The following is a 25,327-nucleotide window of genomic DNA, read 5'->3' on the forward strand; positions in this document are numbered from 1 at the left end:
AAAGAGGAGGCCCCTCCATAGGGGATGGGCAAACGCGGCGCAAAAGAAAATGCGCGCCCCCCGGTTGGAGGGGCGCGCAGCAGTGTGACGTTGGGACGTCAGGTAGAGCTTTAGGCGGCCTTATCGAGTTCGCCGGTCCATTTGCCCAGCGCGGCCAGCGAATTCATATGGGCGCGGTGGGTGAAGGCGGCCTGGGCGGCGGGAAAGTTTTCCCGACGACCGGCCCAGGTGCGCAGCGCGACATTCTGCAGCGCGCGGCCATAGGAGAAGGTCAGCGGCCAGGGCTTGCCGGCTATCTGGCTCATGGCATTGAGGTGCGCGGTGGCTTCTTCGTCGGTCTGGCCGCCGGACAGGAAGGCTATGCCGGGCACGGCAGCGGGCACATGCTCGCGCAGCACCTGGACGGTGCGGCGGGCGACTTCCTCGACGCTGGGACGATCGCGCGAATTGATGCCGGGCAGGACCATATTGGGCTTGAGCAGCATGCCGCTGAGATCGACGCCGGCCAGGCGCAGTTCCTTGAAGGTGGCCTCAAGCACTTCGCCGGTCACTGCGGCGCAGCGCTCCAGCGAGTGGTTGCCCGGGTCGCCGTCGCCGACCACTTCGGGCTCGACCACGGGAACGATGCCGGCTTCCTGGCAGAGGATGGCGTAGCGGGCCAGGGCGTGGGCATTGGCACGGATATTGTTGCGGGTGGGAGCCACGTCATTGATGGTGATCACCGCGCGCCATTTGGCAAAGCCGGCGCCGTGGTCGGCGTAGCGCACCAGGCGCTGGCGCAGGCCATCGAGACCCTCGGTGATCTTTTCGTTGTGGTCGCCCGGCATGGGGAAGGTGCCCCGGTCGACCTTGATACCCGGAATCACATCGGCATCGGCGAGAATGGCGCGGAACGCGGTGCCGTCGGCAGCAGATTGGCCCAGCGTTTCTTCGGTGAGAATGACGCCGGAGATATAATTGGTCATGGCCTTGGTGGAGCGGAACAGCATTTCGCGATAATCGCGGCGCAGATCGAGCGTATTGGGCAGATTGATCTTGTCAAACCGCTTGCCGATCGTGCCTTCGGATTCGTCGGCGGCCAGGATGCCCTTGCCGGGCTCCATCAGTTTCTGGGCGATGGCATTGAGCGACTTCGTCATGATCAGACCTCGGCAATGGGATTGGCCGAGAGATTAGACTTTGGTTACCGTCACGGCGATTAGACCTAGGGTTATTAGACCAAAGGCGCATCTTGTATGGAAGATGTCGGAACGGTTTGAGCTTGGCTCCGTTGTGCTTTACAATCCTCCTCAGTCAGGCGCTTCCCCGGCGCCTCTTTCGAATCTCTTGGCGCGCTGGCGCCTCCCAATCAATGGATGACAATGATGAGCACGCAACCGCACGTGACCTTTAACGACGGCCATGCCATTCCCCAGATCGGCTTGGGCGTGTGGAAAGCCACCGACGAAACCGCGGCCACCGCTGTCGCCGCGGCGCTGGGGGCAGGTTACCGCCATATCGATACCGCCGCGATCTACGAGAATGAAAGCGGCGTCGGCACCGGCATGGCGCAGGCCGATGTGGCGCGCGCCGACATCTTTCTCACCACCAAATTGTGGAACGAGGCGCAGGGCTTTGATTCCACGCTGCGGGCAATGGACGAAAGCCTCAAGCGCCTGGGCACCGACTATGTCGATCTCTACCTGATCCACTGGCCATCGGCGTTTCGCGGCAAGTTCGTCGATACCTGGAAGGCGATGATCCGGCTGCGCGAGGAGGGCAAGGCGCGCTCCATCGGCGTCTCCAATTTCGAGGGCGACTACATCGACCAGTTGATCGCCGAGACCGGCGTGACGCCGGCGATCAACCAGATCCAGCTGCATCCGCTGTTCCAGCAGGCCGCGATGCGGGAAAAGAACGCCAAGCTGGGCGTGATCACCGAGAGTTGGAGCCCGCTGGGCCAGGGCAAGCTGCTCGATCATCCCGGGCTGGCGGCCATAGCCGCCCGGCACGGCAAGAGCGTGGCCCAGGTCATCATCCGCTGGCATATCGAACTGGGCCTGGTGGTCATTCCCAAATCGGTGACGCCGAGCCGCATCGTCGAGAATTTTGCGGTGTTTGATTTCGCCCTCAGCGACCAAGACAAGGCGCAGATCGCGGCGCTCGACAGCGCCGATGGCCGCATCGGCTCGGATCCGCTGACGGCGACTTTCTAGGTCAGCAAACGAAACAGAAGGCCGTCACCCAGGGGGTGGCGGCCTTTGCGTTCGATCTGATTATCGACTTACTTCTTGAGCGCATCCACTCCCGGCAAAGGCTTGCCTTCCATCCACTCAAGGAAGGCGCCGCCAGCGGTTGAGACATAGGTGAAGTCGTCCTTGACGCCGGCATGGGCGAGGGCGGCAACGGTATCGCCGCCACCAGCCACCGAGACCAGCTTGCCCTCATGGGTGCGTTTGGCGACATGTTTGGCAATGGCCACCGTGCCCGCATCGAAGGGGTTCATTTCAAAGGCGCCCATTGGGCCGTTCCACACCACGGTATTGGCGTCGTCGATGGCGCCAAGAATGCGCTCGATCGAGGAGGGGCCGATGTCGAGCATCATGGCGTCATTGTCCATGGCATCGACGCCATAGAGCCGGGTGGGCGTATCGGCCTTGAAGTGCCAGGCCATGACCGCATCGATGGGCAGGATGATGGCGCAACCACTGTCGATGGCCTTGTCCATGATGCGCAGGGCCGTTTCGGCCAGATCCTTTTCGCAGAGCGACTTGCCGACGCCATAGCCCTGGGCATGCAGGAAAGTGTTGGCCATGCCCCCGCCGATGACCAGGCCATCAACCTTGGTGACCAGGTTTTCCAGCAGATCGATCTTGGAGGAGACCTTGGCGCCACCGACAATGGCAACCACCGGCTTTTTCGGTTTGCCCAAACCGGCTTCCAGCGCCTCGAGCTCGGCCTGCATGGCCAGTCCCGCGGCAGCAGGCAGGAGATGAGCGAGCGCCGAGGTCGAGGCATGGGCCCGGTGGGCCGCCGAGAAGGCGTCGTTGACATAGACGTCGCCCAGGCTGGCCATGCGCTGGGCCAGTTCGGAGTCATTGGCCTCTTCGCCGGGATGGAAACGGGTATTTTCCATGATCAGCACAGAGCCGGCCGGCGCCTCGTCGATGGCCTTTTGCGCGGCGCTGACATCGGTCCAGTCGGTGGCGACAAAGCCCACGGGGTGACCGGTGGCGTCGGCAACCGCGCCGCAGACCTGTTCGAGCGAGAATTCGGGATCGACCTTGCCCTTGGGGCGGCCGAAATGGCTGAGCAGGATGGCCTTGCCGTCGTGCTTGACGATCTCGCGGATGGTCGGCACCAGCCGTTCAATGCGGGTGGCGTCGCTCACTTGGCCATCGGCCATGGGGACGTTGAGGTCGGCCCGCAGCAGCACGCGCTTGTTGGTGAGATCAAGCTCATCAAGGGTTTTGAACGTCGCGCTCATGGCTCAGGCCTCCGGAATATCTATCCGCCGTGGCGTAGCAGAGCGCTGCGAGAGGGGGAAGGCAAGCCGTGTAAAAAAGATGGCGCCCGCCCTTGCCGATCAGTCGGTGCGGACGAACAGGCCGGGATAGTCGAGCACCAGGCCGTCGGCATCGACGGTGATGATCCGCTCAAAGCCGTCACCAACCGACTGGAAGCGAAAGCGTGTGTCGTCGAGCCTGGTATAGACCTGCTCGTGGCGCTGTACGCTCATGGCGTCGGCGTCGATCCAGGCCATGGTAAAGCGCTGCGGCTGATCGATGATCCAGTCGCAGCGCCACAGGGGCAGCGAGTTGGTCAGCGGCGTCGCCGAGATATCGACATCGATGCAGCCACGCAATTCGGGCAAGGGTTCGGCGCGATCATCGCTCCAATTGCCAGCGCCGTCGCTGAACAGTTCAAGCACCTTGCCGTCAGCGCGTTCCAGCCGAACGGTGCGGACATGCCCCGTCTCGTCCAGCTTGAGGCGGTAGAACAGGCCGTGCTGGAGCGTGATGATGGCGCCGCGCACCCGGGTATCTTTGCTGGTGGTGGTGACATGGCAGTGCTCAAGCCCCTCGGGGTCGAGGGCGCGCCAGCGGAAAGAGCGATCAAGGCTCATGGGTGACCCGGTGCGGTGAAATCGTGGTCATCATTGCCAAGCTTGGGTCGAGTGGCAATCGGGTACAGCAATAAAAAGGGCGCCCCAGTGGGACGCCCTTTTTGTCGTGCAGTCCGGCAAGAGCCTAGAGCAACTTGCCCATCGCCACGGCAGTGTCGGCCATGCGGTTGGAAAAGCCCCATTCATTGTCGTACCAGGCCAGGATGGAGGCAAAATTGCCGCCCATGACCTTGGTCTGATCAAAGGCCAGGGTCGCCGAATGGCTGTCGTGGTTGAAGTCGATCGAGACGTTGGGCTGGATGGTGTAGCCCAGAATGCCCTTGAGCGCGCCTTCGGCATATTGCTTGATGGCGGCATTGATCGCATCGGCAGTCATGTCGCGCGTGGTGATGAACTTGAAGTCGACGCAGGAGACGTTTGGCGTCGGCACGCGGATCGAGACGCCGTCCAGCTTGCCCTTGAGGTCGGGCAAAACGAGGCCAATGGCCTTGGCGGCACCGGTCGAGGTCGGGATCTGACTCAAGGCCGCAGCGCGGCCGCGATAGAGATCCTTGTGCATGGTGTCGAGCGTGGGCTGATCACCGGTATAGGAATGAATGGTGGTCATCATGCCGCGTTCGATGCCGAATTCCTTGTGCAGCACATAGGCGACCGGCGCCAGGCAGTTGGTGGTGCAAGAGGCGTTCGAGACCACTACGTGGTCCTTGCTCAGCTGCTCATGATTGATGCCGTAGACGACGGTGAGGTCGGCGCCCTCGCCAGGAGCCGAAATCAGTACCTTCTTGGCGCCGGCCTTGAGGTGGGCGCTGGCTTTTTCCTTGGAGGCAAAGATGCCGGTGCATTCGAGTGCGATGTCCACCTTCATGGCGGCATGCGGCAGCTCGGCCGGATCGCGCACAGCGGTTACCTTGATCGGCCCGCGGCCCACATCAATGGTATCGCCATCGACGGTGACGGTGCCGTTGAAGCGGCCGTGCACGCTGTCGAAGCGGAACAGATGGGCATTGGTTTCGACCGGGCCGAGGTCGTTGATGGCGACCACTTCGATATCGGTGCGACCCGATTCGATGATGGCACGCAGGATGTTGCGGCCAATACGACCAAAACCATTGATGGCGACGCGGACTGCCATGGGAAGACGCTCCTTTGGAGGGGTTCAGAGAAGGGAGGCTGGGCTCTCTTACAACTGTGCTGTGACCGCTTCAACAACGGCTTTAGCCGTAATGCCAAAGTGCTCATATAGCTCGTCGATCGGGCCGGAGGCGCCAAAGCCATGCATGCCGATGAAGCGACCCTTGTCGCCAAGCAGCTTGTTCCAGCTCATCTCCGTGCCTGCTTCAATGGCTACGCGGGCCTTGGCCTTGCCAATGATCTCGGCGCGATAGGCGTCCGACTGCTTGGCAAACAGTTCCATGGATGGCACCGAGACGACGCGGGCCCTGATGCCCTTGTCGGCCAGGAGCTTCATCCCGTCGAGCGCGATTGTCACTTCCGACCCGGTGGCAAAGATCACCGCCTGGGCGTCGAGCTCACCGGCAAGGGTGTAGGCGCCCTTGGCCGATTTGTTCTCGGCGGTATATTGGGTGCGCACGGTCGGCAGGTTCTGGCGCGACAGGGCAAGAATGGACGGTGCGCTGTCGCTTTCCATGGCCAGTTGCCAGCATTCGGCGGTTTCCACCGCGTCGGCCGGGCGGAACACCAGCAAGTTGGGAATGGCGCGCAGGGCGGACATATGTTCCACCGGCTGGTGGGTCGGGCCGTCTTCACCCAGACCGATCGAATCATGGGTCATCACATAGATGACGCGCTGATGCATCAGCGCCGAGAGGCGGATGGCCGGACGGGCGTAATCGGTGAAGCACATGAAGGTGCCACCATAGGGGATCAGGCCGCCATGCAGGGCGATGCCGTTCATGGCTGCGGCCATGGCATGCTCGCGAATGCCGTACATCATGTAGCGGCCGGAATAATTGTCCGCCTGGAAGGGCAGGGTTTCCTTGGTATTGGTCAGGTTCGAGCCGGTCAGGTCGGCCGAGCCGCCCTGGGTTTCGGGCACAATGGCGTTGATCACGTCAAGCGCCATCTGGCTGGCCTTGCGGCTGGCGACCTTGGGCTTGTCGGTGGTCAGCTGCTTTATGTAATCGTTCATCGCATTGGCAAAACCGGCGGGCAGTTCGCCCGCCATGCGGCGCTCGAATTCGGATTTTTGCGCCGAAGCACCCAGCCGCGACAGCCATTCACCGCGTACATTCTGCGCACGACGGCCAGCAGCGCGCCAGATGTCCAGCGTGGCGGCGGGGATTTCAAAGGCGGGATAGGTGATGCCGAGCGCCGCCTTGGCGCCAGCCAGTTCCTCGGCGCCCAGCGGCGAGCCATGTACCTTGTTGGTGCCGGCCTTCTTGGGCGAGCCGAAACCGATGGTGGTCTTGGCGGCGATCAGCGTGGGCTTGTCGGCCTTCTTGGCAGCCAGCAGCGCCTGTTCGATGGCAGCCTGATCGTGGCCGTCGATCGCGATGGTGTTCCAGCCCGATGCCTTGAAGCGGGCGATCTGGTCGGTGCTGTCGGCGTTGGAGACCGCGCCATCAATGGTGATGTTGTTATCGTCCCAGATCACGGTCAGCTTGTGCAGCTTGAGGTGACCGGCCAGGGCAATGGCTTCCTGGGAGATGCCTTCCATCAGGCAGCCGTCGCCGGCCAGGCACCAGGTGTGGTGATCAACCAGCTCGGCGCCGAATTCGGCAGCCAGCTTGGCTTCGGCCACCGCCATGCCGACGGCATTGCCGATGCCCTGCCCGAGCGGGCCGGTGGTGGTCTCAATGCCTTCGGCATAGCCATATTCAGGGTGGCCAGCGGTTTTGGAGCCGAGCTGGCGGAAATTCTTGATCTGCTCAATGGTCATGTCCTGGTAGCCGAGCAGATAGAGGCTTGAATAAAGCAGCATCGAGCCGTGGCCGGCCGATAGCACGAAGCGGTCGCGGTCAGCCCATTTGCTGTCAGCGGGATCGAACTTCATTACCTTGGTGAACAGCACGGTAGCGATGTCGGCACAGCCCATTGGCAGGCCGGGATGGCCGGAATTGGCCTTTTCCACCGCGTCCATCGACAAGGAACGGATCGCATTGGCCAAATCGTTCTGCTGAGCTGTATTGGTCATCAAGGTGCGCTTTCTTTGGGTCTGAAATCTGGGGAGAGTCGTACCGAAAGCCTCCTCCCAGAGGCGGGTTCGAGGCATAACAGGTTCGGATTGTCTGTCAATGACAAGGCAAGCGCCGATAGCGCCAAACGGTTGCATTGCGGCCTGCGCTGAGGCAGGCTGGGGCGGCCGGAATGGCCGCGCATTGAGGACCGTAGCAGTAATGAGTGACACGGAACTTGAAGATGGTTTGACCACCGCCACTGCGCGCTTTGATCGCGCGTTGGCGCAACTGAGCCAGTCGGTGCAAAATCTGGGCACAAGGATGCGCCAGCATAACCGCATGGAAGTCGACACCCAGCGGCTGGTGCATGAGCGGGCGCGGCTGGCCACCGAACTGGACAAGTCCGCCGCCCGCGCCAAGCGGCTCGACGATAGCGCGCACGATGTGTCGCGCCGGCTGGTCGAGGCGATGGAAACGGTGCGCTCAGTGCTGGCCAAGGCGGAGTAGCGGCATGCCCGAAGTCAATGTCGAGATCAATGGCCGCAAATACCGCATGGCCTGCGAAGAGGGCCAGCAGCGCCATTTGATCGGCCTGGCGGAGCGGTTCGACGCCCATGTCGAACAGCTCAAGGGAGCAGTTGGGGAAATTGGCGACAACCGGCTGACGGTGATGGCTGGCATTGCGGTCGTCGATGAACTGGCCGAAGCCGAGCGCAGGATCGAGGCGCTGGAAGCCGAAGTGCTGGTGCTGACCCGGGCCGGCCAGGAAGTGGCCGCCGAGATCGAGGCGCTGGAAATCAGCTTTGCGGAAAAACTGACCGATGCTGCAAGAGCCCTGGAAAGTGCCGCCGGCGTTCTGGACGATACGGCGCCGGTCCCGCAAGGCTGAACAAGGGACCGCACCTCTCGGCCCACCGAAACGCTGAAGAACAGCTTGGTGGTGGCGTGCGCAGCCCCTTCTGTGTCGACAACCCATAGACCATCGGCAATGCACGGAATCCCGAGTAGGACTGGCATTGGCTAGAGCGACCACATGACGGCCGGATGAATTGACAATCAAAAGGGTAGGGGGCTTTGCAGAGGGGGATGAAGCGCCTATATCTGCGGGGCTGCCCGGTGCGTGTGGATTCCAAATATCCTCGGGGCCTTATCGATCTTAAGGGAGCTGTCCCTGACCGGACCCGTGGGTCCGGACATACGGCGCCCACCTACGTAAAGTAGGTTCCGGGATCGCGTATCCCACGGCCAGGGCGGCACCTAATTCTCGAGCAGGTTACAGCGCGGCGCATGGTTGACGACACTATCGAAGACGCCAAGGCCGCCATGCGGTTGCGGGCCCATGCGGCGCGCGCGGGGCTGTCACAGTCCAGCCGCACGGAAGCTGCCGCGATTGTGGCGCAGCATTTCTTTGACAACATCGTTCTGCAGCCCACTGATGTGGTTGCCGCCTATTGGCGGATACGCGACGAACTGGATTGCCAACCCATTCTCGTTGGGCTGATGGATCGCCACCAGACGGTGGTGCTGCCCGTCGTGCTCGGGCCCGACCAGCCCCTGCAAATGCGGGTGTGGGAGAACGGCGCTGCGCTTTATGAGGCGGGCTTTGGCACACTGGCACCAGCTGAACTGGCGCCTCAGGCCGAACCTGATATCGTCATCATGCCGCTACTGGGCTTTGACAGCCAAGGCACGCGTCTTGGCTATGGCGGCGGCTATTATGATCGGACCCTGGCGCATATGAGCAAGACCCCAAAACTGATTGGCCTGGCCTTTGCTGCCCAGGAACTGGACGCCATTCCCCGCGATAGCCATGACGTGCCGCTTGATGCGATTATTACCGAGGCCGGTCTGCGCCATTTCGGCGCCACGGCATGAGACTATTATTCTTAGGCGATGTGATGGGGCGGGCGGGCCGTGATGCGGTCAATGAGCGCCTGCCCGGACTGATCGAACGCTACAAATTCGACTTCGTGATCGTAAATGGCGAGAACGCCAGCCACGGCAAGGGGCTGACCGCGCCGCATTTCAACGCCATCCGCAATGCGGGGGCGGACGTGGTTACGCTGGGCGACCATGCGTTCGACCAGCGCGAGACCATTTCCTATATCGAGCGCGAAAACACGCTGGTCCGGCCGATCAACATGCCGCCCGGCACGCCGGGCCGCGGGGCCATGCTGATAACCGGCCGCAACGGTCACAGCGTGCTCGTGGTCAATGCCCTGGGCCGGGTGTTCATGGGCCCGGCCGATGATCCGTTCCGCGCCGTCGAAGCGGCCATTGCTGCCTGTCCGCTGGGTGAACAGGCCGACGCCATCGTGGTGGACTTCCACACCGAGGCGACCTCGGAAATCCAGGCCATGGGCCATTTTCTCGATGGCAAGGTCAGTCTGGTCGTCGGTACTCATACCCATATTCCCACCGCCGATCACCGCGTGCTGCGCGGCGGTACGGCGCTGATGGCCGATGCGGGCATGTGCGGCGATTTCGACTCGATTATCGGCACGGATACCGAGGAGCCGCTCAACCGTTTCCTCACCGGCATTCCCAATGGCCGGTTTTCGCCCTCCGAGGGCGAGGCTACGCTTTGCGGCATTGCCATCGAGACCGATCCGCGCAGCGGGTTGGCGCGCCAGGCCTTGCCGCTGCGCATCGGTGGCAGCCTTGCCCAGGCCATGCCGGTCTTTGCCTAGCCGATCGCCAAGCTGGCGATGCGGTCGCCATCCAGGGTGAAGCGGTAGGTCAGGTTGGCCGGGCTGCCGGGGAAATTGCCTGAGACCCTGCCGACCACAACAGTGGTCTCTGCATCAGCGGTCATATCGACGATCTCGACAGTGACCGCGTATTTGGCCGTCGTATGCTCGAGCCAGACGCGAATGGCGGCGGTGCCGATATGCGTCTGGCCCTCGTCCTTGACGCGGGCCTCCGGCGCAAACGGGGCCAGCATGGCGGCGATATCGTGGCGGTTGGCGGCAGCGAAATAGTCGGCAAGCGGCGTAGGAAGCGTCGGGCTCATCATGGTGGTCCTTGTGTTGGCGGTGGCCAGAGATAGGGCTACACTGGCGCTATCGACAAGAACCGACGAAAAAGTAAGGTACCCACTTTTGAGTAAGTCCATTCATCCCGTTCCCGGCTCGGCGGCCGACCGGGTGGAGCAGGCGCTGCAATTTCTCGAGGGGCGCTGGAAGCTGCTGATCCTGTTTCGCCTGTTCGGCGGCCAGGTGCAGCGCTTTTCCGAGCTGGAGCGCTCGATCCCGGCGATATCGCAGAAAATGCTGATCCAGCAATTGCGGCAGATGGAGGCCGACGGCATCGTGCGCCGCATCGTGCATCATCAGGTGCCACCGAAAGTGGAATACAGCCTGACCGCTTGGGGACAGGCGCTGTGTCCGGCGCTCGACGCGCTGCTCGGCTGGGCAGAAACCCGGCCGGCTGAGAAATCGGGAAGCGCTGAAACAGTCGAGGTCTCTTGAGCGGCGGCGCTCTTTATTTTTGCCGATCATCCCCCTATAAGCGGGCAAAATTCGTCAGAAGCATCCGCGAGGGATCGAATGGCCGGCCATTCACACGCCAAGAACATCATGCACCGCAAAGGCAAATCCGACGCGGTGCGCTCCAAGGTCTTTTCCAAGCTGGCCCGCGAAATTACCGTGGCGGCCAAGATGGGCATGCCCGATCCGGCGTTCAATTCGCGGCTGCGTCTGGCCGTGGTCAATGCCCGCGCGCAGTCCATGCCCAAGGACAATATCGACCGCGCCATCAAGAAGGCCATCGGCTCGGATGGCGAGAATTTCGAAGAGATCCGCTATGAGGGCTATGGCCCCGGCGGGGTTGCCATCATTGTCGAGACGCTGACCGACAATCGCAACCGGACGGCGTCCAATGTGCGCTCGTATTTTTCCAAGTGCGGCGGCGCGATGGGCGAAACCAATTCGGTCGGCTTCATGTTCGACAAGGTTGGCGAGATCGTCTACCCGGCGAGCGCCGCCACTGAAGATGTCATCATGGAAGCCGCCATCGAGGCCGGTGCCGACGACGTCGAGAGCAGTGAAGACGGTCACTACGTCACCACCACCTTCGAGGCGATGGTGGAAGTTGCGGCAGCGCTGGAGCAGGCGCTGGGCGAGGCGGAATCGGTCAAGGCCGTGTGGAAGCCGCAGACCGAGACGCCAATCGATGCCGAGAAGGGCGCGACGCTGATGCGGCTGATCGCCATGCTCGAAGAAGACGATGACGTGCAGAACGTCTATTCGAACTTCGAAATGAGCGACGAAGATATGGCCAAGCTCGACGCCTAGTGGCATATCCGAGCGGGCGACAATGGGAGGGCGGTGCTGCTGGCGCCGCCCTTTTTTATGCCGTGTGCCGCAGGGCGGGTGATGGCGCTTCGGTGACACTGACGACGGCGGCGCGGTTGCGCCCGGATTTCTTGGCCTGATACAGGCGCTGATCGGCGATGCGGAACAGTTCGGCAAAGCGTGCCCGCCCCTCAAACACCGCGCCGCCAATGCTGACGGAGAGCGTGTGTCGGTGATTGTGGGGGGTGAAATTTGCCAGATAGACCGCCCGGCGGATGCGTTCGGCGATGGCCTCGGTCTGGTGATAGTCCAGGTCGGGCAGATAAACCGCAAACTCCTCTCCGCCCATGCGACCTACCAGGTCGCCCGTGCGCAATACTGAGCGGATCGAGCGCGCGATAATGGCCAGGGCCTCGTCGCCGAAATCATGGCCGTACAGGTCGTTGATGGCCTTGAAATTGTCAGCGTCGATCATCAACAGCGCGCCGGTTTCTCCCGCGCGGCGCTGAGCCAGCAGCAGGTTGGCCTTGGCGGTGAAGGCACCTCGATTGAGGCAGGAGGTCAGGCTGTCGGTGCGCGCGACTACACCCAGCCGGGCATTGCTGCGCTGCAGTCCGCGCAGCCGCAAGCCCACAAACAGAAACATCGGCACGCCCAGAATGGCCGGCAACAGCGTGGCACTGACAACCGAGCGCTGCAGCGCAGAGCCGCCGAGATCGGCGAAGAGTAGTACGTTGAAGGCGACCGAAACAGCGACGCACACTATGGTTCCCAACAGCGTCCAGCGGCCAACGCTGGACCAGCTCTGCAGGGCAGTCAAAGTCTTGGAAGGCAACATTGGACGGGCTCCGGCTGAGGTCGCGCTGGCGGCGTGCGCCAGGACAAATGGGAAATAGTGGGCACCTTGGTCTGGTTGCTAACGGGTCGAAGTCAGGCCGCATGCGCCATGGCAACGCAATCGCGGCCTGCGCTTTTGGCTTGATAAAGGCGTTGGTCGGCGTGGCGATAGAGCACGGCATAGTCGGTTCGTGCGGCATAGGTGGCGCCGCCGATCGAGACCGAGAGCGGCCATGTTGTGCCCCCGGGGACGAAGGTGATGGCAGTAACCGCACTCCGGACGCGTTGGGCGATGCGGTCGGCGACGATGGAGTCGGCGCCGGGCAGGAAAATGCCGAATTCTTCACCGCCCAGGCGCCCGACGACGGCCTCGGATGCAGTCGTGGCGGTATGGATGGCGTCGGCGATCTGGCGCAGGGCCAGGTCGCCGTGGTCGTGACCGAACCGATCATTGACGCGTTTGAAATTGTCGGCGTCGACCACCAGCAGGGCACCGCCATTTCTGGCGCGGTGGTCGAGCCAGTGCGCGACCTCGTTGGTAAAGGCGCCACGTGTGCGGCAGCCGGTTAGCCAATCCGTGCTGGCCAGTTGCTCAAGCTGCCGGTTAACATGGCGCAATTGTTCATGTTGCATCGTCAGCAGGAAGATCATGGGGCCGCCCACCAAGACCGGCATGAAGATGGCAACGAGCAGGCCGGTAAGACCGGGGCCAGCGGAAAAAGTTTCCATGATGACAATGGTCAGGACGACGGAAAACACCACCGAAATGGCGAGTATCCCGCTCGCCACACGTCTTATCCGCCGCCATGATCGTCGTGGCAGCGCGGTGTTTGATCCGGTCATTTGGTGTTCCCTGCATCCCTGCGGCGGAAACTAGGGCGGGGCGATAAAGAATGTGTTGCGCCGTCAGAAATAATTTTAGCGAAGTGGCGGTTTTCCACTGGCCTTGTTGCCAGTTTGTTCACATAGAACTTGGTAGGATTGGCGCCTGTGATTAAGGATACCGCATGAGCTTATCCACACGAATCATCGGCATTGATCCGGGCCTGCGCAGATGTGGCTGGGGGGTGATCGAAACCCGCGGCAATCGCCTGACCTTTATTGGGGCCGGCACGGTGACGCCACCCGTCGATGGCTCGCTGGCTGACCGGCTGGCTGCGCTGTTTGCCGGGCTGGGTGTGGTGCTTGACCGCTTCGCGCCCGAGGAGGCGGCGGTGGAAGAAACCTTCGTCAATGCCGGGGTGCGCTCGGCGCTGATTCTGGGGCAGGCGCGCGGTGTGGCGCTGCTGACGCCGGCGGCGCGCGGGCTGCCGGTGGCCGAATATGCCGCCAATCTGGTCAAGAAGTCCGTGGTGGGCACGGGGCATGCCGGCAAGGGGCAGGTGGAGCTGATGGTCAGAACCCTGCTGCCGACTGCCGATTTCAAGGGGGCCGATGCGGCCGATGCGCTGGCGATCGCCATCTGTCACGCCCATCACCGGGTGGCCCTGCAACGGTTGAGGGCCAGTGCATGATCGGCAAGCTCAAAGGGCTGATTGACAGTTATGACGATGATCGGGTGCTGATCGACTGTGGTGGGGTGTGCTACGAGGTTTTCTGCTCAGGCCGCACGCTGCAGGCACTGCCGCGCGTTGGCGAGGCCGGTGTGGTGTTCATCGAAACCATCGTGCGCGAGGACATGATCCGGCTCTACGGCTTTGCCAGCGAGACCGAAAAAGCCTGGTTCAACCTGCTCTCGACCGTGCAGGGCGTGGGCGCCCGGGTTGCGCTGTCGATCCTGTCCGTGCTGTCGCCCTCCGAGCTGTCCAGCGCCATTGCGCTGCAGGACAAGGCGATGGTCGGTCGCGCCAGTGGCGTGGGACCGAAACTGGCGCTGCGCCTGGTGACCGAACTCAAGGGCAAGGTGCCCACCGGCATCGGCATTGACGCGGGTGCCCTGGGGCTGCAAACGGCACTGGGCGACGGCGTGGCGCCCGGAGCCATCACCGACGCGGTATCGGCGCTGACCAATCTGGGCTATTCGAGCGCCCAGGCCTCTGCCGCGCTGGCACGGATCGTGGCGCGCGACGGCGATGGCATGGCCACCGAAAAACTGATCCGGCTGGGATTGCGGGAGCTGAGTAGTTGACTGATCTGACCTCCCCGGCGGCGGGCCGCGATGACAATCTCGACGTCTCGCTGCGCCCCTCCGGCTTTGCTGAATTCGTGGGCCAGGCGGCCGCGCGGGCCAATCTCGAGGTATTCATCGAGGCGGCCAGGCAGCGCGGCGCGGCGCTCGATCACGTGCTGTTTGTCGGCCCGCCGGGCCTGGGCAAGACCACGCTGGCGCAGATCATCTCGCGCGAACTCGGCGTCGGCTTTCGCGCCACGTCGGGGCCGGTGATCGCCAAGGCCGGTGATCTGGCGGCGCTGCTGACCAATCTGGAAGATCGCGATGTGCTGTTCATCGATGAGATCCACCGGCTCAGTCCGGCGATCGAGGAAATCCTCTATCCGGCGATGGAGGATTTTCAGCTCGACCTGATCATTGGCGAAGGCCCGGCGGCCCGTTCGGTGCGGATCGATCTGGCACGCTTCACCCTGGTGGGCGCCACGACACGGGCCGGGTTGCTGACCACACCCTTGCGCGACCGCTTTGGCATTCCGGTGCGGCTCAATTTCTACACGCCTGAGGAACTGGTGCTGATCGTGCAACGTGGTGCGCGGCTGCTCGGCATGCCGATGGCGCAAGACGGCGCGATGGAAATCGCCCGCCGCTCGCGCGGTACGCCGCGCATTGCCGGCCGGCTGCTGCGCCGGGTGACCGATTTTGCCCTGGTGGACGGCTCGGGCGAGATCACCCGATCGATTGCCGACAAGGCGCTGCTGCGGCTCGATGTCGATGCGCGCGGGCTCGATCAACTGGACCGGCGCTATCTCAGCACCATTGCCGATTTCTATGACGGGGGTCCGGTGGGCATCGAAACCATTGCGGCGGCGCTCAGCGAGCCGCGCGACGCCATCGAGGAAATTGTCGAGCCCTATCTGCTGCAGCAGGGCTTTATCCAGCGCACCCCGCGCGGCCGCATGCTGACCGGCGCGGCGTTCCAGCATCTGGGCAAAACCGTGCCGCAGGGCTTTGTCGGCCTGCAGGCCGGCCTGTTTGAGGAGCCCGAGGCGTGAGTGTCCATCACTTCCCCATCCGCATCTACTACGAAGACACCGACTTTTCTGGCAATGTCTATCATGCAGCATATCTGAAATTCTTCGAGCGGGGGCGCACCGAGTTTCTGCGCGATGCGGGTATTCACCATGCCGAACTGGCGGCGCAGGGCCTAGCCTTTGCGGTGCGCTCGATGGAGATCAAGTTTGATGGCGCAGCCCATATTGATGATCTGCTGACCGTGACCACCGAAGTGGCCTCGGCCACCGGAGCGCGGCTGACGCTGCAACAGGCCATTTCGCGCGGTGACACCGTGCTGACGCGGGCCAGCGTCTTGGTGGTGGCGATCAAGACGGCGGGCGGACCGGCGCGGATGCCGGTGGCCATTCGGGATCTGGCTGTATCCGAAATGTGATCCGGTGCCACCGGCAATCGGATCAGTTTGAGCCGCTCAGGTGCTGCCAATCACAACTTGTTGGGTCGTGCGGGCGGACTCGCTTTGTTAACCATTCCTTGACCATAATTGCGGCAAAGCGAACATGTGTCCGGCTTCTTGTCCGCAAAGGTCCGGTCTCCGGGCATTTCTCTTAATTTTGACAGATTTCGACCCCATCGCCTGATGGCTAAGGGTCGGTGCGTGAACCGGGCCAAAAAGGATCACTACATGGAAGCCATGGACGCTGTGGGGGCCGTTGTGCCGCACACTGATTTTTCCATATGGGGTTTGTTCTGGGCCGCAGACTGGATCGTCAAGTCCGTCATGCTGGGATTGCTGGGCGCCTCGATCTGGTGCTGGGCGATCATCATCGACAAAACCATCATCTATCGCCGCACCAATGCCGAGATGAACCGCTTCGAGCGGACCTTCTGGTCGGGGCAGTCGCTTGAAGAGCTGTATCAGATGCAGTCCGAGAAGCCTTCGGGCGGCATGGGCGCGGTGTTTGTTGCCGCGATGAAGGAATGGAAGCGCAGCCACGAGCAGAATGCCGCCAGCTTTCTGGGCATGCAGCAGCGGCTAGACAAGGTGCTTGATGTGGCGATTTCGCGCGAAAGCGACATCCTCGAAAAGCGGCTGGGCTTTCTGGCGACGATCGGCTCGGCCGGTCCGTTCATCGGGTTGTTCGGCACGGTGTGGGGCATCATGAATGCCTTTACCGCAATTGCCGCGTCCTCCAGCACCAATCTGGCGGTCGTTGCCGGGCCGATTGCCGAGGCGCTGTTTGCTACCGCCATTGGCCTGGTCGCGGCCATCCCGGCGGTTATCGCCTATAACAAGCTCAGCTCGGACGCCTCAAAGATGGTGGGGCGCCTGGAAGGCTTTGCCGACGAGTTCTCCACCATTCTCAGCCGCCAGCTCGAAGCGCGGAGCCACTGATATGGGGATGGGCGCAGCAACAGGGCGCGGTGGCGGTGGCGGGCGCGGCCGTCGCGGGCGCAAAAAGGCCGTGATGAGCGAAATCAACATCACACCCATGGTGGACGTGATGCTTGTGCTGCTGATCATCTTCATGGTGGCGGCGCCGATGATGACGGTCGGGGTGCCAGTCGATCTGCCCCAGACTGCCGCCAATGAAATGCCGAGCCAGACCCAGCCCATTACCGTGGCGGTGACGCCCGAAGGGGTGATCTATGTCGACGACGATATCGTGGCCGAAGCCGACCTGACCAGCACGCTGACCAGCATGGGGGCCAATGGCGCCGAGGACCGCATCTTTCTGCGCGGCGATACCACGGCCGATTATGGTTCGGTCATGCGGGTGATGGGTATTCTGTCGGCCGCCGGCTTCAGCAAGATCGGTCTGATCACCGAGCGGGAACCGGGCTAGTCCAGTGCGCATTGGCGTCACCGCATCGATCATTGCCCATATCGCCGTGCTGACCATCGGCCTGATCAATCTGGGGTGGACGCGACCGCTGACGCCGGTGGTGGAGTCGATCTCGGTCGATCTGGTGCCGGTGGAAGAATACTCCAATATCCGTGCCGGCCAGCTCGACAGCACGATTGTCGATACGCAGACGCCCTCGATTGTCGAAGATGACCAGCCGGCCGAAATTGCCCAGCCTACCGGCAATACCGAGCAGGATCAGGCGGTGCCCTCGCCGGCCGATATCCCGACACCGGCCCCGGTGACCAATGCGGCGCCGCTGCCGGAAACCCAGCCTGAACCGGCCCCGACGCCCGAGCCAGAGCCGGCCCCGGCACCCGAACCCACTCCAGAACCCGAGCCGGCCCCGACGCCGAGTCCGGTTCCAGCCGTGCGCCCCGAACCGGCACCGACCCCTGAGCCGGTGGTTGAAGCCACGCCGGAGCCAACGCCCGAGCCGACCCCGGTGCCGACGCCGGAGCCGGAAGCACCGGCCGTCGCTGCGCCGACCCCAGCCGCGCGGCCAGCCAATCTGGAGCAGAAGCGCCAGCAGTTTGCCGCCGCCGAAGCCGAACGGAAGAAAAAGGAAGAGGCAGAGCGCCAGCGCGCCGCTGCGGCGCAGCAGGCCGCCCAGCAGCAGGCCGCGCCACAACTCGATGCCTCGCTGGCCGATGACATTTCTGCCATTATCAACACCGATAAGACCACCGGCGCGACTACCGGACAGGGTGGGGCGCCCACGCTGGGCGATACGACGGGCACTTCGGCGCGGTTGAGCCAGTCGGCCATTGATGGCCTGGTGGCACGGGTCAAGACCTGCTGGAACCTGTTGCCGAGCGATATCAACAGTGGTCTCGATGTGGTGGTACTGGTGACGCTCAATCCGGATCGCAGCGTGGCGGCAACGCAGATTATTTCGGCGGACCCGTCGCCGGCCGGTGGTGCGGTCGCCCGGGCCGCGCAACGCGCCATTACGGCGTGCGGGCCTTACGATATGCTGTCGAGTGACAGCTATGACAGCTGGCGGCAGATCGAAATGGAACTGCGGCCGTGAGTTTGAATTGGTATTTTAGGCGCGCCCCGGGGCGCACCAGCGACGAGATTGGAGACGACAGATGACCCTGCTTACTCGGCGCAATGCGCTTAAACTCGGCCTCGCCGGTGGCGCGCTGCTGGCGGGCTCCTCGCTGGCCATGGCGCAGTTGCGCATCGTGGTGGAGGGCGCCAATTTCCAGCCCCTGCCCATTGCCATCCCTGATTTTGCCTCTTCCGATCCGGCTTTTGGCCGTGAGATCGCCGAGATCGTGCGCAATAATCTGCGGCGCTCCGGCCTGTTCCTGCCGCTCGATCCGGCCTCGCTGCCGGTGCAGATGGGTGACGTCGATGCGACGCCGGACTTCCCGACCTGGCGCACCGCCAATGTCGATGCGCTGGTGATGGGGGGCGTCGAGCGGGGCGCGCAGATTTCCTCGTCGGTACGCGTCTGGGATACCCAGCAGGCGGCCCAGGTGGTCGGCAAGAGCTACAATACCGACGCCAATTCGAGCCGCCGCGTGGCCCATATCATTTCCGATGCGATCTATGAATCGCTGGCGGGGAGCACGGGTTATTTCGACACGCGGGTAATCTATGTGGCCGAGAGCGGCCCCAAGGCCAACCGCGTGCGGCGCCTGGCGATCATGGATCAGGATGGCGCCAATGTGCAGTATCTGACCGACGGCGCCTCGATGGCCCTGACGCCGCGCTTTTCGCCCGATGGTGACATGGTCACCTATATGAATTTTGCCGATGGCAACCCGCAGGTCTATCTGCTGCAATTGTCGACCGGTCGCCAGCAGCGCCTGACCGATGTGGGGGCGATGACCTTTGCGCCGCGCTTTTCGCCTGATGGCGGCACGGTCGCGTTTTCGGTGGAACAGGCCGGCGCGACCAATATCTACGCCACCAGCATCAATGGCGGGCAGCCCCTGCAACTGACCTCGGGGGCCGCGATCGACACCGGTCCGTCCTATTCGCCCGATGGTAGCCGGATCGTGTTTGAAAGCGACCGGGGCGGCGCGCCGCAGATTTACATGATGAGTGCGGGTGGCGGCAATGCGCAGCGCATCAGCTTTGGTCAGGGCAGCTATTCGACGCCGGTGTGGTCACCCAAGGGCGATCTGATCGCGTTTACCCGGCAGTCGGGCGGCCAGTTCAATATCGGCATCATGAACGCCGATGGTTCGGGCGAACGGATGCTGTATTCGAGCTTCCACGCTGAGGGCCCCACCTGGGCGCCCAATGGGCGGGTGATCATGTTCTTCCAGGATCCGGGCGGTAATGATGGTCCCAAGCTGATGAGTGTGGACATCTGGGGCCGCAATCTGCTGACCATTCCCACCGAAAGCTATGCGTCCGATCCGGCCTGGTCGGATTTGCGCCGCTAATTGGCAATCTGCCGAAACGGCATCAGGATGGTCAGCGGCAGACAGGCGGCTGGCCAACTGGCTTTTACCTCAAGCACTTAACCATAGTGCGCCGTCGCCCAGACCGGCTGCGCCACACTATGATCACGAAAAAGCCAGCATTCCCGCCACATTGGCGCCGTGATAGAGATTGATTAACCAAGTCAGCAAACCCGGCCTTAACACTAAGTGCGGTAAATCCCGAACTTAAGATTTTGCCTTTCCAGGAGCCTTCCCGTGGTAATCACCGCACCGTTCAATACTGCATTGCGTGCCGCCGCGATGCTGCTTTTCGTCGTGGCGATCGCCGCCTGTTCGCGCACGCCCAACACCATGCCGACCGGCGTGGGCAATCTCGGGCCGGGCGGCGGCGCGCCGGGCAGCCAGCAGGAATTCCTGGTCTCGGTTGGTGATCGGGTGTTCTTCACCACCGATTCCAGCTCGCTGACCCCAGAGGCCATGGCCACGCTCGACAAGCAGGCCGCCTGGCTCAACCAGTACCAGAACTATCGCATCATGGTCGAAGGCCATGCCGATGAGCGCGGTACGCGCGAATACAACATCGCCCTGGGCGCCCGCCGTTCCTCGGTGGCGGTCAATTACCTAGTGTCGCGTGGTGTCAGTGCCAACCGCATTACCAGCCAGTCTTTCGGCAAGGAACGCCCGGTGGCGATCTGTAACGATATTTCCTGCTGGAGCCAGAACCGCCGGGCTGTTACAGTGGTACAGTAATCAGGACAACCGGCTTTCCCCCGAGGGAGAGCTGAGCAAATCCAGTGCAAACTGGAGGCAAGAGCGCCCGGAGCCATGTAAATGGCCCGGGCGCTTTGTTTTGACCAAAATTGGCCTTTATTTGCACGTCTGCAAGGGTTCATGGTCGATCGGCATAATTGGACGAATGGAGGCGCAGCATCTTGACGAGATTCAATTCAACCAAAGCGCGGACGCGAATGGCCCTGGCCAGTGTGCTGGCGCTGGCGGCGATGAGCCCGGTAGCGGTCAATGCGGCCATCTTCGCCACGCCGCCGGCCAATCCTGGTCATGTGCCGAGCGAGGCCCGGCCCGCGCGCATTCTGGTGGCACAAGCCGCCGATACCGCCCAGTTGATGGTGCGCATCCAGCAGCTTGAGGAGCAGAACCGCCTGCTCAATGGCCAGATCGAGGGTTTGACCTTCCAGCTCACGCAGATGCAGGAAATCGTCAACCGCATGGCCGAAGACAATGAGTTCCGGTTCCAGGCGCTGGAAGGCGGTGGCAGCCCAAAAACTGAGGCGGCAACCCAAGCAGGCGGCGCGATGCAGCCTGAGGCCTTGCCGCAGGACCCAGCCCACAGTGCTGAGGACGCCGCAGGCGTCCCGATGACCGATATTCCCGAGCAGGGCGTGCAGCCCTTGCCCGGTGAAATCGAATTTGATCCCACCTTCACCGATGGCAGCGTGGTGCCGATGGACGATCTGGGCAATTCGGCCGATCCGCTGGTTGGCACTGGCGCGACGGGCGGCGTGGACCTGGTGACGGGCGAGCCGCTCAATCTGAGCTATGATCCGGCTGCCGACGCCACCGGCAATGCCGATGCCGATGCGCAGTTCGCCGCCGGCTTTGCCGCCATCTCCAGCGGCGACTACCCGTTTGCCGAGGAGCAGTTCAGCCAGTTCATCGCGCTCTATCCCGACAACCCGCAAGTCACCGAAGCCGCCAATCTGCTGGGCGACGCCTTGTTGTATCGCCAGGCCTATAGCGAGGCGGCCGATGTGTTGCTGAATGCGTTTCAGAAAGCCCCGGACAATGAGCGCGCGCCCGACCTGCTGCTGAAACTGGGCATGGCCCTGTCGGGAGCCGGCGAGCGCGAAACCGCCTGCCGTACCCTTTCGGAAGTCGACAAGCGCTACACCGATCTGTCGCCAGTGTTCCTGACCCGGCTGGCCGAGGAAAAAGCCCGCGCCGAATGCCCGCCCGTCTAGGCCCCGATCTATCCACCGAGGCCGGGCTGCAGGCATTGTTTGCCGGTGTCGCGGGCGAGCCCGCCATTGGCCTGGCGGTGTCGGGCGGCGCGGACAGTCTGGCGCTGCTGCTCCTGGCGCAGCGCTGGGCAGCCAGCCTCGACCGCCCACCGCGTCTGCACGTCTATTCGCTCGACCACGGCCTTCGGCCCGAGGCCGCTGCCGAGGTCGCCATGGTGCTCGGTGTCTGCCAGGCGCTGGGGGTGGCGGGCACGGGCCTGCGCTGGAACGGGGTCAAGCCGGATGCGAGGCTGCAGGAAGCCGCCCGGCTGGCGCGCTACCGCCTCATCGGCGCCGCCATGGCTGCCGATGGCGTTACGGTGCTGCTGACCGCCCATCACCAGCAGGATCAGGCCGAGACCGTGCTGATGCGCCTGGCGCATGGCAGCGGCATTGAAGGCCTCAAGGGCATGGCGCCGCAGGCCCGTATCGAGGGTGTGCGCGTGCATCGGCCCCTGCTTGATGTGCCCCCCGCAGCGCTCGCTGGCATCGTCGCCGCCGCCGGGTTGGTGCCGGCTGCCGACCCATCCAATATCGACCCGCATTACGAGCGCGTGCGCTGGCGCCAGGCCATGCCGGCCCTGGCCGAGCTCGGTCTGGATGCGCCGACGCTGGCGCTGTTTGCCGAGCGCATGGGGCAGGCCGATGCGGCCATCGCGCAACTGGCCGAGGCCGGTTTTGCCGCAATGGTGACCCTTGACGGGTTCGGCGCGGCGCGCATTGCGCTGGCACCCTTTGCGGGCCTGAACCCGGCGGTTGCCACGCGGGTGCTGGGCCGGGTGCTCAATATCGTGGGCGGGCGGCAGAAGCCGCGCGCGCTGGGGCAGGTCGAGCGCCTGCGCCAGGCGATTGTCGACAATGACCTGCCCCGCGCCACCACGGTGTTGGGCTGTGTCGTGCGGATCAAGGACGAGGCGATTGCGGTGGCGCGCGAGCCGGGGCGCAGCCTGCCGGCCGATGCGGTGCTGGCGCCGCATGGCGAGCTGGTGTGGGATGAACGCTTCCGCATCATCAATGGTTCGGGAGCGACCGATCTGACCGCCAGCGTGGCCGACTATCTGCCGCGCCACCGGCTGGAACAGTTTTTGGGCTGCAAGGTGACCGCGCCGGCCGAAGCCATTCGCACCGCGCCGATTGTGCGTGACGCGGCCGGCGGCGTGCTTTCGCTGGGCGGCTGGTCGTTTGATGAGCGCATCACCGTGCAATTGCTGATTGATTGATCGGTGTGCAGGCATCTCCGCCCGCGATCGCGTGCTGAATTTGTCGCGCAGCGCGCCCCGCATGGGCGCTGGACCGGTGTTGCGCCATGCCGTATTAACCCCGTCAGCACATTGTGACTGGACGGGCGGCGCAAACCGCCGCAGGTCTGGGCCTTGTAACACCCCCATGCCGGACATACATTCGGCACACTAACCGCGCCTCCTGGCGCAGTGCTCCCCGGGACAGGATTGATGAACGGAAATTTCCGCAACTTCGCCATCTGGCTGGTCATACTCTTTATGCTGATGGGCCTGTTCCAGGTCTTTCAGTCGTCGACCCGCTCGATTTCGGTCGCCGACAAGAGCTATAGCCAGTTCGTCAGTGACGTCGAGACCGGTCGGGTCAAGAGCGTCACCATCACCGACGACGTGGTTTCCGGTGCGCTCGCGGATGGCACCCGGTTTGAAACCGTGTTGCCCGCTGGCGCCGATATCATTTCGCGGCTGGAGAGCAAGGATGTCTCGATCACGGCGCGGGCGCCCGAATCCAGCCCGTTCTGGACCGTGCTGCTGTCGTCCTGGTTGCCGTTCATTGTCATCATCGGCGTGTGGTTCTTCTTCATCCGGCAGATGCAGGGTGGCGGCAAGGGCGGCGCGATGGGCTTTGGCAAGTCGCGCGCCAAGCTGCTGACCGAGTCGAGCGGCAAGGTGACGTTTGAGGACGTGGCCGGCGTTGACGAGGCCAAGCAGGATCTTGAGGAAATCGTCGAGTTCCTGCGCGATGCTGGCAAGTTCCAGCGTCTGGGTGGCCGGATTCCACGCGGTGTGCTGCTGGTGGGCCCGCCGGGTACCGGTAAGACGCTGCTGGCCCGTTCGGTCGCCGGCGAAGCCAATGTGCCGTTCTTCACCATTTCGGGTTCTGACTTTGTCGAAATGTTTGTCGGTGTCGGCGCCAGCCGTGTCCGCGACATGTTCGAGCAGGCCAAGAAGAATGCGCCCTGCATCATCTTCATCGACGAAATCGACGCCGTCGGTCGCCAGCGTGGCGCCGGGCTCGGTGGCGGCAATGACGAACGCGAACAGACGCTGAACCAGCTGCTGGTCGAGATGGATGGCTTTGAGGCCAATGAGGGCGTGATCCTGATCGCTGCCACCAACCGTCCCGACGTGCTCGATCCTGCCCTGCTGCGTCCCGGCCGCTTTGACCGTCAGGTCGTGGTGCCGAACCCGGACGTTGCCGGTCGCGAAAAGGTGCTCAAGGTGCACGTCCGCAAGGTGCCGTTGGCCCCCGATGTGGATCTCAAGGTGCTGGCCCGCGGTACGCCCGGTTTCTCCGGCGCTGACCTGATGAACCTGGTCAACGAAGCGGCCCTGATGGCGGCACGGCGCAACAAGCGTTTTGTCACCCATGCCGAGTTCGAAGATGCCAAGGACAAGATCATGATGGGCGCCGAGCGGCGGACCATGGCGATGTCGGAGGACGAGAAGAAGCTGACCGCCTATCACGAAGCTGGCCATGCCATCATCGCGCTCAAGGTTGCCGGCATTGATCCGATCCACAAGGCAACGATCATTCCGCGTGGCCGTGCCCTGGGCATGGTGATGACCCTGCCCGAGAGCGACAGCTATTCGTTCAGCCGCGAAAAGGCGCTGGCCCGCCTGACCATGCTGTTTGGCGGCCGCGAGGCCGAGATCATCAAGTTCGGCCCGGAAAAGGTGACCAGTGGCGCCTCGGGCGATATCCAGATGGCCACAAGCCTGGCGCGTTCGATGGTGATGGAATGGGGCATGAGCGAAAAGCTCGGCCGCGTCCGCTACAAATCCAACGATCAGGAAGTGTTCCTGGGGCATTCGGTGACGCAGAGCCAGCACATGAGCGACGATACTGCCCGTATCATCGACCAGGAAGTGCGCAAGCTGATTGAAGATGGCGAGGCCTCCGCCAAGGAGATTTTGACCAAGTATCACGACCAGTGGGAAGCCATTGCCCAGGCGCTGCTCGAATATGAGACGCTGACCGGCGATGAACTGCGCGCCCTGATGGAAGGCCATCAGCCGGTCCGTCCCGATGACAGCGGCCCGTCCACCAAGGCGAGCGGCGTGCCGTCGGCCGGCAAGGCCACCAAGAAGCGCCCCGATGCGCCACCCGAAGGCGGGCTGGAACCGCAGCCGGGTAGCTAGGAAGACCAGAAAATTGCCAGGGCCGCCGCAAGGCGGCCCTTTTGCATGGCAATGTTTTCCGCTATGCCGCCACAAAGTGGTATTATCGCAGGCGACCGGACCGCCGGCGCGACAAGGGGCGA

The 25,327-nt window shown here is 63.2% G+C and carries 27 protein-coding genes and 1 other RNA gene; 20 read left to right on the plus strand and 8 right to left on the minus strand.

What is annotated here, in order from left to right; translation table 11 throughout:
• Positions 1-110: 110 nt before the first annotated feature.
• A complete protein-coding gene (locus ABFY71_RS14675; protein WP_347946746.1) occupies positions 111-1,139 on the minus strand; it encodes a class I fructose-bisphosphate aldolase in 1,029 nt (342 codons plus the stop codon).
• Positions 1,140-1,364: 225 nt separating this feature from the next.
• Between ABFY71_RS14675 and ABFY71_RS14680 the strand changes: the two genes are divergently transcribed.
• The gene (locus tag ABFY71_RS14680; protein WP_347946747.1) at positions 1,365-2,195 is read left to right on the plus strand and encodes an aldo/keto reductase; all 831 of its coding nucleotides are present in this window, start codon (positions 1,365-1,367) and stop codon (positions 2,193-2,195) included.
• Positions 2,196-2,263: 68 nt separating this feature from the next.
• Here the strand turns inward: ABFY71_RS14680 and ABFY71_RS14685 are convergent, their stop codons facing one another.
• The 4 genes from ABFY71_RS14685 to tkt form a co-directional block, all read right to left on the minus strand.
• A complete protein-coding gene (locus tag ABFY71_RS14685; protein WP_347946748.1) occupies positions 2,264-3,466 on the minus strand; it encodes a phosphoglycerate kinase in 1,203 nt (400 codons plus the stop codon).
• Between the two features lie 99 nt (positions 3,467-3,565).
• A complete protein-coding gene (locus ABFY71_RS14690) occupies positions 3,566-4,105 on the minus strand; it encodes a putative glycolipid-binding domain-containing protein (protein ID WP_347946749.1) in 540 nt (179 codons plus the stop codon).
• A gap of 124 nt (positions 4,106-4,229) precedes the next feature.
• Positions 4,230-5,237, minus strand: coding sequence for a type I glyceraldehyde-3-phosphate dehydrogenase (gene gap / locus ABFY71_RS14695; protein WP_347946750.1), 1,008 nt, complete (start codon positions 5,235-5,237; stop codon positions 4,230-4,232).
• A gap of 48 nt (positions 5,238-5,285) precedes the next feature.
• A complete protein-coding gene (tkt, locus tag ABFY71_RS14700) occupies positions 5,286-7,259 on the minus strand; it encodes a transketolase (protein WP_347946751.1) in 1,974 nt (657 codons plus the stop codon).
• 202 nt (positions 7,260-7,461) lie between these two features.
• Between tkt and ABFY71_RS14705 the strand changes: the two genes are divergently transcribed.
• From ABFY71_RS14705 to ABFY71_RS14725, 5 genes are all read left to right on the plus strand, one after another.
• A complete protein-coding gene (locus tag ABFY71_RS14705; protein ID WP_305581327.1) occupies positions 7,462-7,749 on the plus strand; it encodes a DUF4164 family protein in 288 nt (95 codons plus the stop codon).
• Positions 7,750-7,753: 4 nt separating this feature from the next.
• Complete coding sequence (locus ABFY71_RS14710) at positions 7,754-8,131, plus strand: cell division protein ZapA (protein ID WP_347946752.1); 378 nt, start codon at positions 7,754-7,756, stop codon at positions 8,129-8,131.
• A gap of 214 nt (positions 8,132-8,345) precedes the next feature.
• Positions 8,346-8,503, plus strand: a non-coding RNA gene (gene ssrS, locus ABFY71_RS14715) — 6S RNA.
• Positions 8,504-8,529: 26 nt separating this feature from the next.
• Positions 8,530-9,117, plus strand: a complete 588-nt coding sequence (locus ABFY71_RS14720) for a 5-formyltetrahydrofolate cyclo-ligase (protein WP_347946753.1) — start codon at positions 8,530-8,532, stop codon at positions 9,115-9,117.
• Positions 9,114-9,932, plus strand: a complete 819-nt coding sequence (locus tag ABFY71_RS14725) for a TIGR00282 family metallophosphoesterase (protein ID WP_347946754.1) — start codon at positions 9,114-9,116, stop codon at positions 9,930-9,932. Before ABFY71_RS14720 ends, ABFY71_RS14725 begins: the two co-directional genes overlap by 4 nt.
• Here the strand turns inward: ABFY71_RS14725 and ABFY71_RS14730 are convergent.
• Positions 9,929-10,357 carry a nuclear transport factor 2 family protein gene (locus ABFY71_RS14730; protein ID WP_347946755.1) on the minus strand — a complete coding sequence of 143 codons (429 nt, stop codon included), beginning with the start codon at positions 10,355-10,357 and terminating at the stop codon, positions 9,929-9,931. The genes ABFY71_RS14725 and ABFY71_RS14730 overlap by 4 nt on opposite strands.
• Between ABFY71_RS14730 and ABFY71_RS14735 the strand changes: the two genes are divergently transcribed.
• Both ABFY71_RS14735 and ABFY71_RS14740 read left to right on the plus strand, forming a co-directional pair.
• Positions 10,257-10,712 (plus strand): winged helix-turn-helix transcriptional regulator, encoded by a 456-nt coding sequence (locus tag ABFY71_RS14735; protein WP_431021543.1) that lies wholly within the window; start codon positions 10,257-10,259, stop codon positions 10,710-10,712. The genes ABFY71_RS14730 and ABFY71_RS14735 overlap by 101 nt on opposite strands.
• A 78-nt stretch (positions 10,713-10,790) precedes the next feature.
• Positions 10,791-11,537 carry a YebC/PmpR family DNA-binding transcriptional regulator gene (locus ABFY71_RS14740; RefSeq protein WP_305581335.1) on the plus strand — a complete coding sequence of 249 codons (747 nt, stop codon included), beginning with the start codon at positions 10,791-10,793 and terminating at the stop codon, positions 11,535-11,537.
• 55 nt (positions 11,538-11,592) lie between these two features.
• On the opposite strand, the gene ABFY71_RS14745 is transcribed toward ABFY71_RS14740, so the two are convergent.
• Positions 11,593-12,375, minus strand: a complete 783-nt coding sequence (locus ABFY71_RS14745; RefSeq protein ID WP_347946757.1) for a GGDEF domain-containing protein — start codon at positions 12,373-12,375, stop codon at positions 11,593-11,595.
• Between the two features lie 92 nt (positions 12,376-12,467).
• Complete coding sequence (locus ABFY71_RS14750) at positions 12,468-13,163, minus strand: GGDEF domain-containing protein (RefSeq protein ID WP_347946758.1); 696 nt, start codon at positions 13,161-13,163, stop codon at positions 12,468-12,470.
• 218 nt (positions 13,164-13,381) lie between these two features.
• Here ABFY71_RS14750 and ruvC point away from each other — a divergent pair, with 218 nt between their 5' ends.
• From ruvC to ftsH, 12 genes are all read left to right on the plus strand, one after another.
• Positions 13,382-13,888, plus strand: a complete 507-nt coding sequence (gene ruvC / locus ABFY71_RS14755; protein WP_347946759.1) for a crossover junction endodeoxyribonuclease RuvC — start codon at positions 13,382-13,384, stop codon at positions 13,886-13,888.
• Positions 13,885-14,502, plus strand: a complete 618-nt coding sequence (gene ruvA / locus ABFY71_RS14760) for a Holliday junction branch migration protein RuvA (RefSeq protein ID WP_305581343.1) — start codon at positions 13,885-13,887, stop codon at positions 14,500-14,502. Before ruvC ends, ruvA begins: the two co-directional genes overlap by 4 nt.
• Positions 14,499-15,536 (plus strand): Holliday junction branch migration DNA helicase RuvB, encoded by a 1,038-nt coding sequence (gene ruvB, locus ABFY71_RS14765; RefSeq protein WP_347946760.1) that lies wholly within the window; start codon positions 14,499-14,501, stop codon positions 15,534-15,536. The genes ruvA and ruvB overlap by 4 nt, the downstream gene beginning before the upstream one ends.
• A complete protein-coding gene (gene ybgC / locus ABFY71_RS14770; protein ID WP_347946761.1) occupies positions 15,533-15,931 on the plus strand; it encodes a tol-pal system-associated acyl-CoA thioesterase in 399 nt (132 codons plus the stop codon). Before ruvB ends, ybgC begins: the two co-directional genes overlap by 4 nt.
• Before the next feature lie 258 nt (positions 15,932-16,189).
• Entirely contained in the window at positions 16,190-16,891 is a 702-nt protein-coding gene (gene tolQ, locus ABFY71_RS14775) for a protein TolQ (RefSeq protein ID WP_305581359.1), read from the plus strand.
• 1 nt (position 16,892) lies between these two features.
• Complete coding sequence (tolR, locus tag ABFY71_RS14780) at positions 16,893-17,342, plus strand: protein TolR (protein ID WP_305581349.1); 450 nt, start codon at positions 16,893-16,895, stop codon at positions 17,340-17,342.
• 4 nt (positions 17,343-17,346) lie between these two features.
• On the plus strand, positions 17,347-18,435 hold the full coding sequence (locus ABFY71_RS14785) for a hypothetical protein (protein WP_347946762.1): 1,089 nt from the start codon (positions 17,347-17,349) through the stop codon (positions 18,433-18,435).
• A gap of 61 nt (positions 18,436-18,496) precedes the next feature.
• Positions 18,497-19,807, plus strand: a complete 1,311-nt coding sequence (tolB, locus tag ABFY71_RS14790; RefSeq protein WP_347946763.1) for a Tol-Pal system beta propeller repeat protein TolB — start codon at positions 18,497-18,499, stop codon at positions 19,805-19,807.
• Between the two features lie 300 nt (positions 19,808-20,107).
• A complete protein-coding gene (gene pal, locus ABFY71_RS14795; RefSeq protein ID WP_305581361.1) occupies positions 20,108-20,557 on the plus strand; it encodes a peptidoglycan-associated lipoprotein Pal in 450 nt (149 codons plus the stop codon).
• Positions 20,558-20,739: 182 nt separating this feature from the next.
• A complete protein-coding gene (locus tag ABFY71_RS14800) occupies positions 20,740-21,786 on the plus strand; it encodes a tol-pal system YbgF family protein (protein ID WP_347946764.1) in 1,047 nt (348 codons plus the stop codon).
• A complete protein-coding gene (tilS, locus tag ABFY71_RS14805) occupies positions 21,771-23,045 on the plus strand; it encodes a tRNA lysidine(34) synthetase TilS (RefSeq protein WP_347946765.1) in 1,275 nt (424 codons plus the stop codon). Before ABFY71_RS14800 ends, tilS begins: the two co-directional genes overlap by 16 nt.
• Positions 23,046-23,276: 231 nt before the next feature.
• Complete coding sequence (gene ftsH, locus ABFY71_RS14810) at positions 23,277-25,205, plus strand: ATP-dependent zinc metalloprotease FtsH (protein ID WP_347946766.1); 1,929 nt, start codon at positions 23,277-23,279, stop codon at positions 25,203-25,205.
• The last annotated feature ends 122 nt before the right edge of the window (positions 25,206-25,327 follow it).

The organism is Devosia alba (genome assembly GCF_039938915.1).
GTDB lineage: Bacteria > Pseudomonadota > Alphaproteobacteria > Rhizobiales > Devosiaceae > Devosia > Devosia alba.

What these genes read in the sequence shown, in the direction of transcription:
- tilS (WP_347946765.1), top strand. Translation starts at nt 21,771, where the DNA reads ATGCCCGCCCGTCTAGGCCCCGATCTATCCACCGAGGCCGGGCTGCAG.
- ABFY71_RS14710 (WP_347946752.1), top strand. Translation starts at nt 7,754, where the DNA reads ATGCCCGAAGTCAATGTCGAGATCAATGGCCGCAAATACCGCATGGCC.
- ABFY71_RS14685 (WP_347946748.1), bottom strand. Translation starts at nt 3,466, where the DNA reads ATGAGCGCGACGTTCAAAACCCTTGATGAGCTTGATCTCACCAACAAG.
- pal (WP_305581361.1), top strand. Translation starts at nt 20,108, where the DNA reads ATGCTGCTTTTCGTCGTGGCGATCGCCGCCTGTTCGCGCACGCCCAAC.
- ABFY71_RS14735 (WP_431021543.1), top strand. Translation starts at nt 10,257, where the DNA reads ATGGTGGTCCTTGTGTTGGCGGTGGCCAGAGATAGGGCTACACTGGCG.
- ABFY71_RS14740 (WP_305581335.1), top strand. Translation starts at nt 10,791, where the DNA reads ATGGCCGGCCATTCACACGCCAAGAACATCATGCACCGCAAAGGCAAA.
- ABFY71_RS14720 (WP_347946753.1), top strand. Translation starts at nt 8,530, where the DNA reads ATGGTTGACGACACTATCGAAGACGCCAAGGCCGCCATGCGGTTGCGG.
- ruvA (WP_305581343.1), top strand. Translation starts at nt 13,885, where the DNA reads ATGATCGGCAAGCTCAAAGGGCTGATTGACAGTTATGACGATGATCGG.
- ABFY71_RS14730 (WP_347946755.1), bottom strand. Translation starts at nt 10,357, where the DNA reads ATGGACTTACTCAAAAGTGGGTACCTTACTTTTTCGTCGGTTCTTGTC.
- ABFY71_RS14745 (WP_347946757.1), bottom strand. Translation starts at nt 12,375, where the DNA reads ATGTTGCCTTCCAAGACTTTGACTGCCCTGCAGAGCTGGTCCAGCGTT.
- ABFY71_RS14705 (WP_305581327.1), top strand. Translation starts at nt 7,462, where the DNA reads ATGAGTGACACGGAACTTGAAGATGGTTTGACCACCGCCACTGCGCGC.
- ABFY71_RS14690 (WP_347946749.1), bottom strand. Translation starts at nt 4,105, where the DNA reads ATGAGCCTTGATCGCTCTTTCCGCTGGCGCGCCCTCGACCCCGAGGGG.
- tkt (WP_347946751.1), bottom strand. Translation starts at nt 7,259, where the DNA reads ATGACCAATACAGCTCAGCAGAACGATTTGGCCAATGCGATCCGTTCC.
- gap (WP_347946750.1), bottom strand. Translation starts at nt 5,237, where the DNA reads ATGGCAGTCCGCGTCGCCATCAATGGTTTTGGTCGTATTGGCCGCAAC.
- ftsH (WP_347946766.1), top strand. Translation starts at nt 23,277, where the DNA reads ATGAACGGAAATTTCCGCAACTTCGCCATCTGGCTGGTCATACTCTTT.
- ABFY71_RS14680 (WP_347946747.1), top strand. Translation starts at nt 1,365, where the DNA reads ATGAGCACGCAACCGCACGTGACCTTTAACGACGGCCATGCCATTCCC.
- ABFY71_RS14675 (WP_347946746.1), bottom strand. Translation starts at nt 1,139, where the DNA reads ATGACGAAGTCGCTCAATGCCATCGCCCAGAAACTGATGGAGCCCGGC.
- ruvC (WP_347946759.1), top strand. Translation starts at nt 13,382, where the DNA reads ATGAGCTTATCCACACGAATCATCGGCATTGATCCGGGCCTGCGCAGA.
- tolQ (WP_305581359.1), top strand. Translation starts at nt 16,190, where the DNA reads ATGGACGCTGTGGGGGCCGTTGTGCCGCACACTGATTTTTCCATATGG.
- ABFY71_RS14725 (WP_347946754.1), top strand. Translation starts at nt 9,114, where the DNA reads ATGAGACTATTATTCTTAGGCGATGTGATGGGGCGGGCGGGCCGTGAT.
- tolB (WP_347946763.1), top strand. Translation starts at nt 18,497, where the DNA reads ATGACCCTGCTTACTCGGCGCAATGCGCTTAAACTCGGCCTCGCCGGT.
- tolR (WP_305581349.1), top strand. Translation starts at nt 16,893, where the DNA reads ATGGGGATGGGCGCAGCAACAGGGCGCGGTGGCGGTGGCGGGCGCGGC.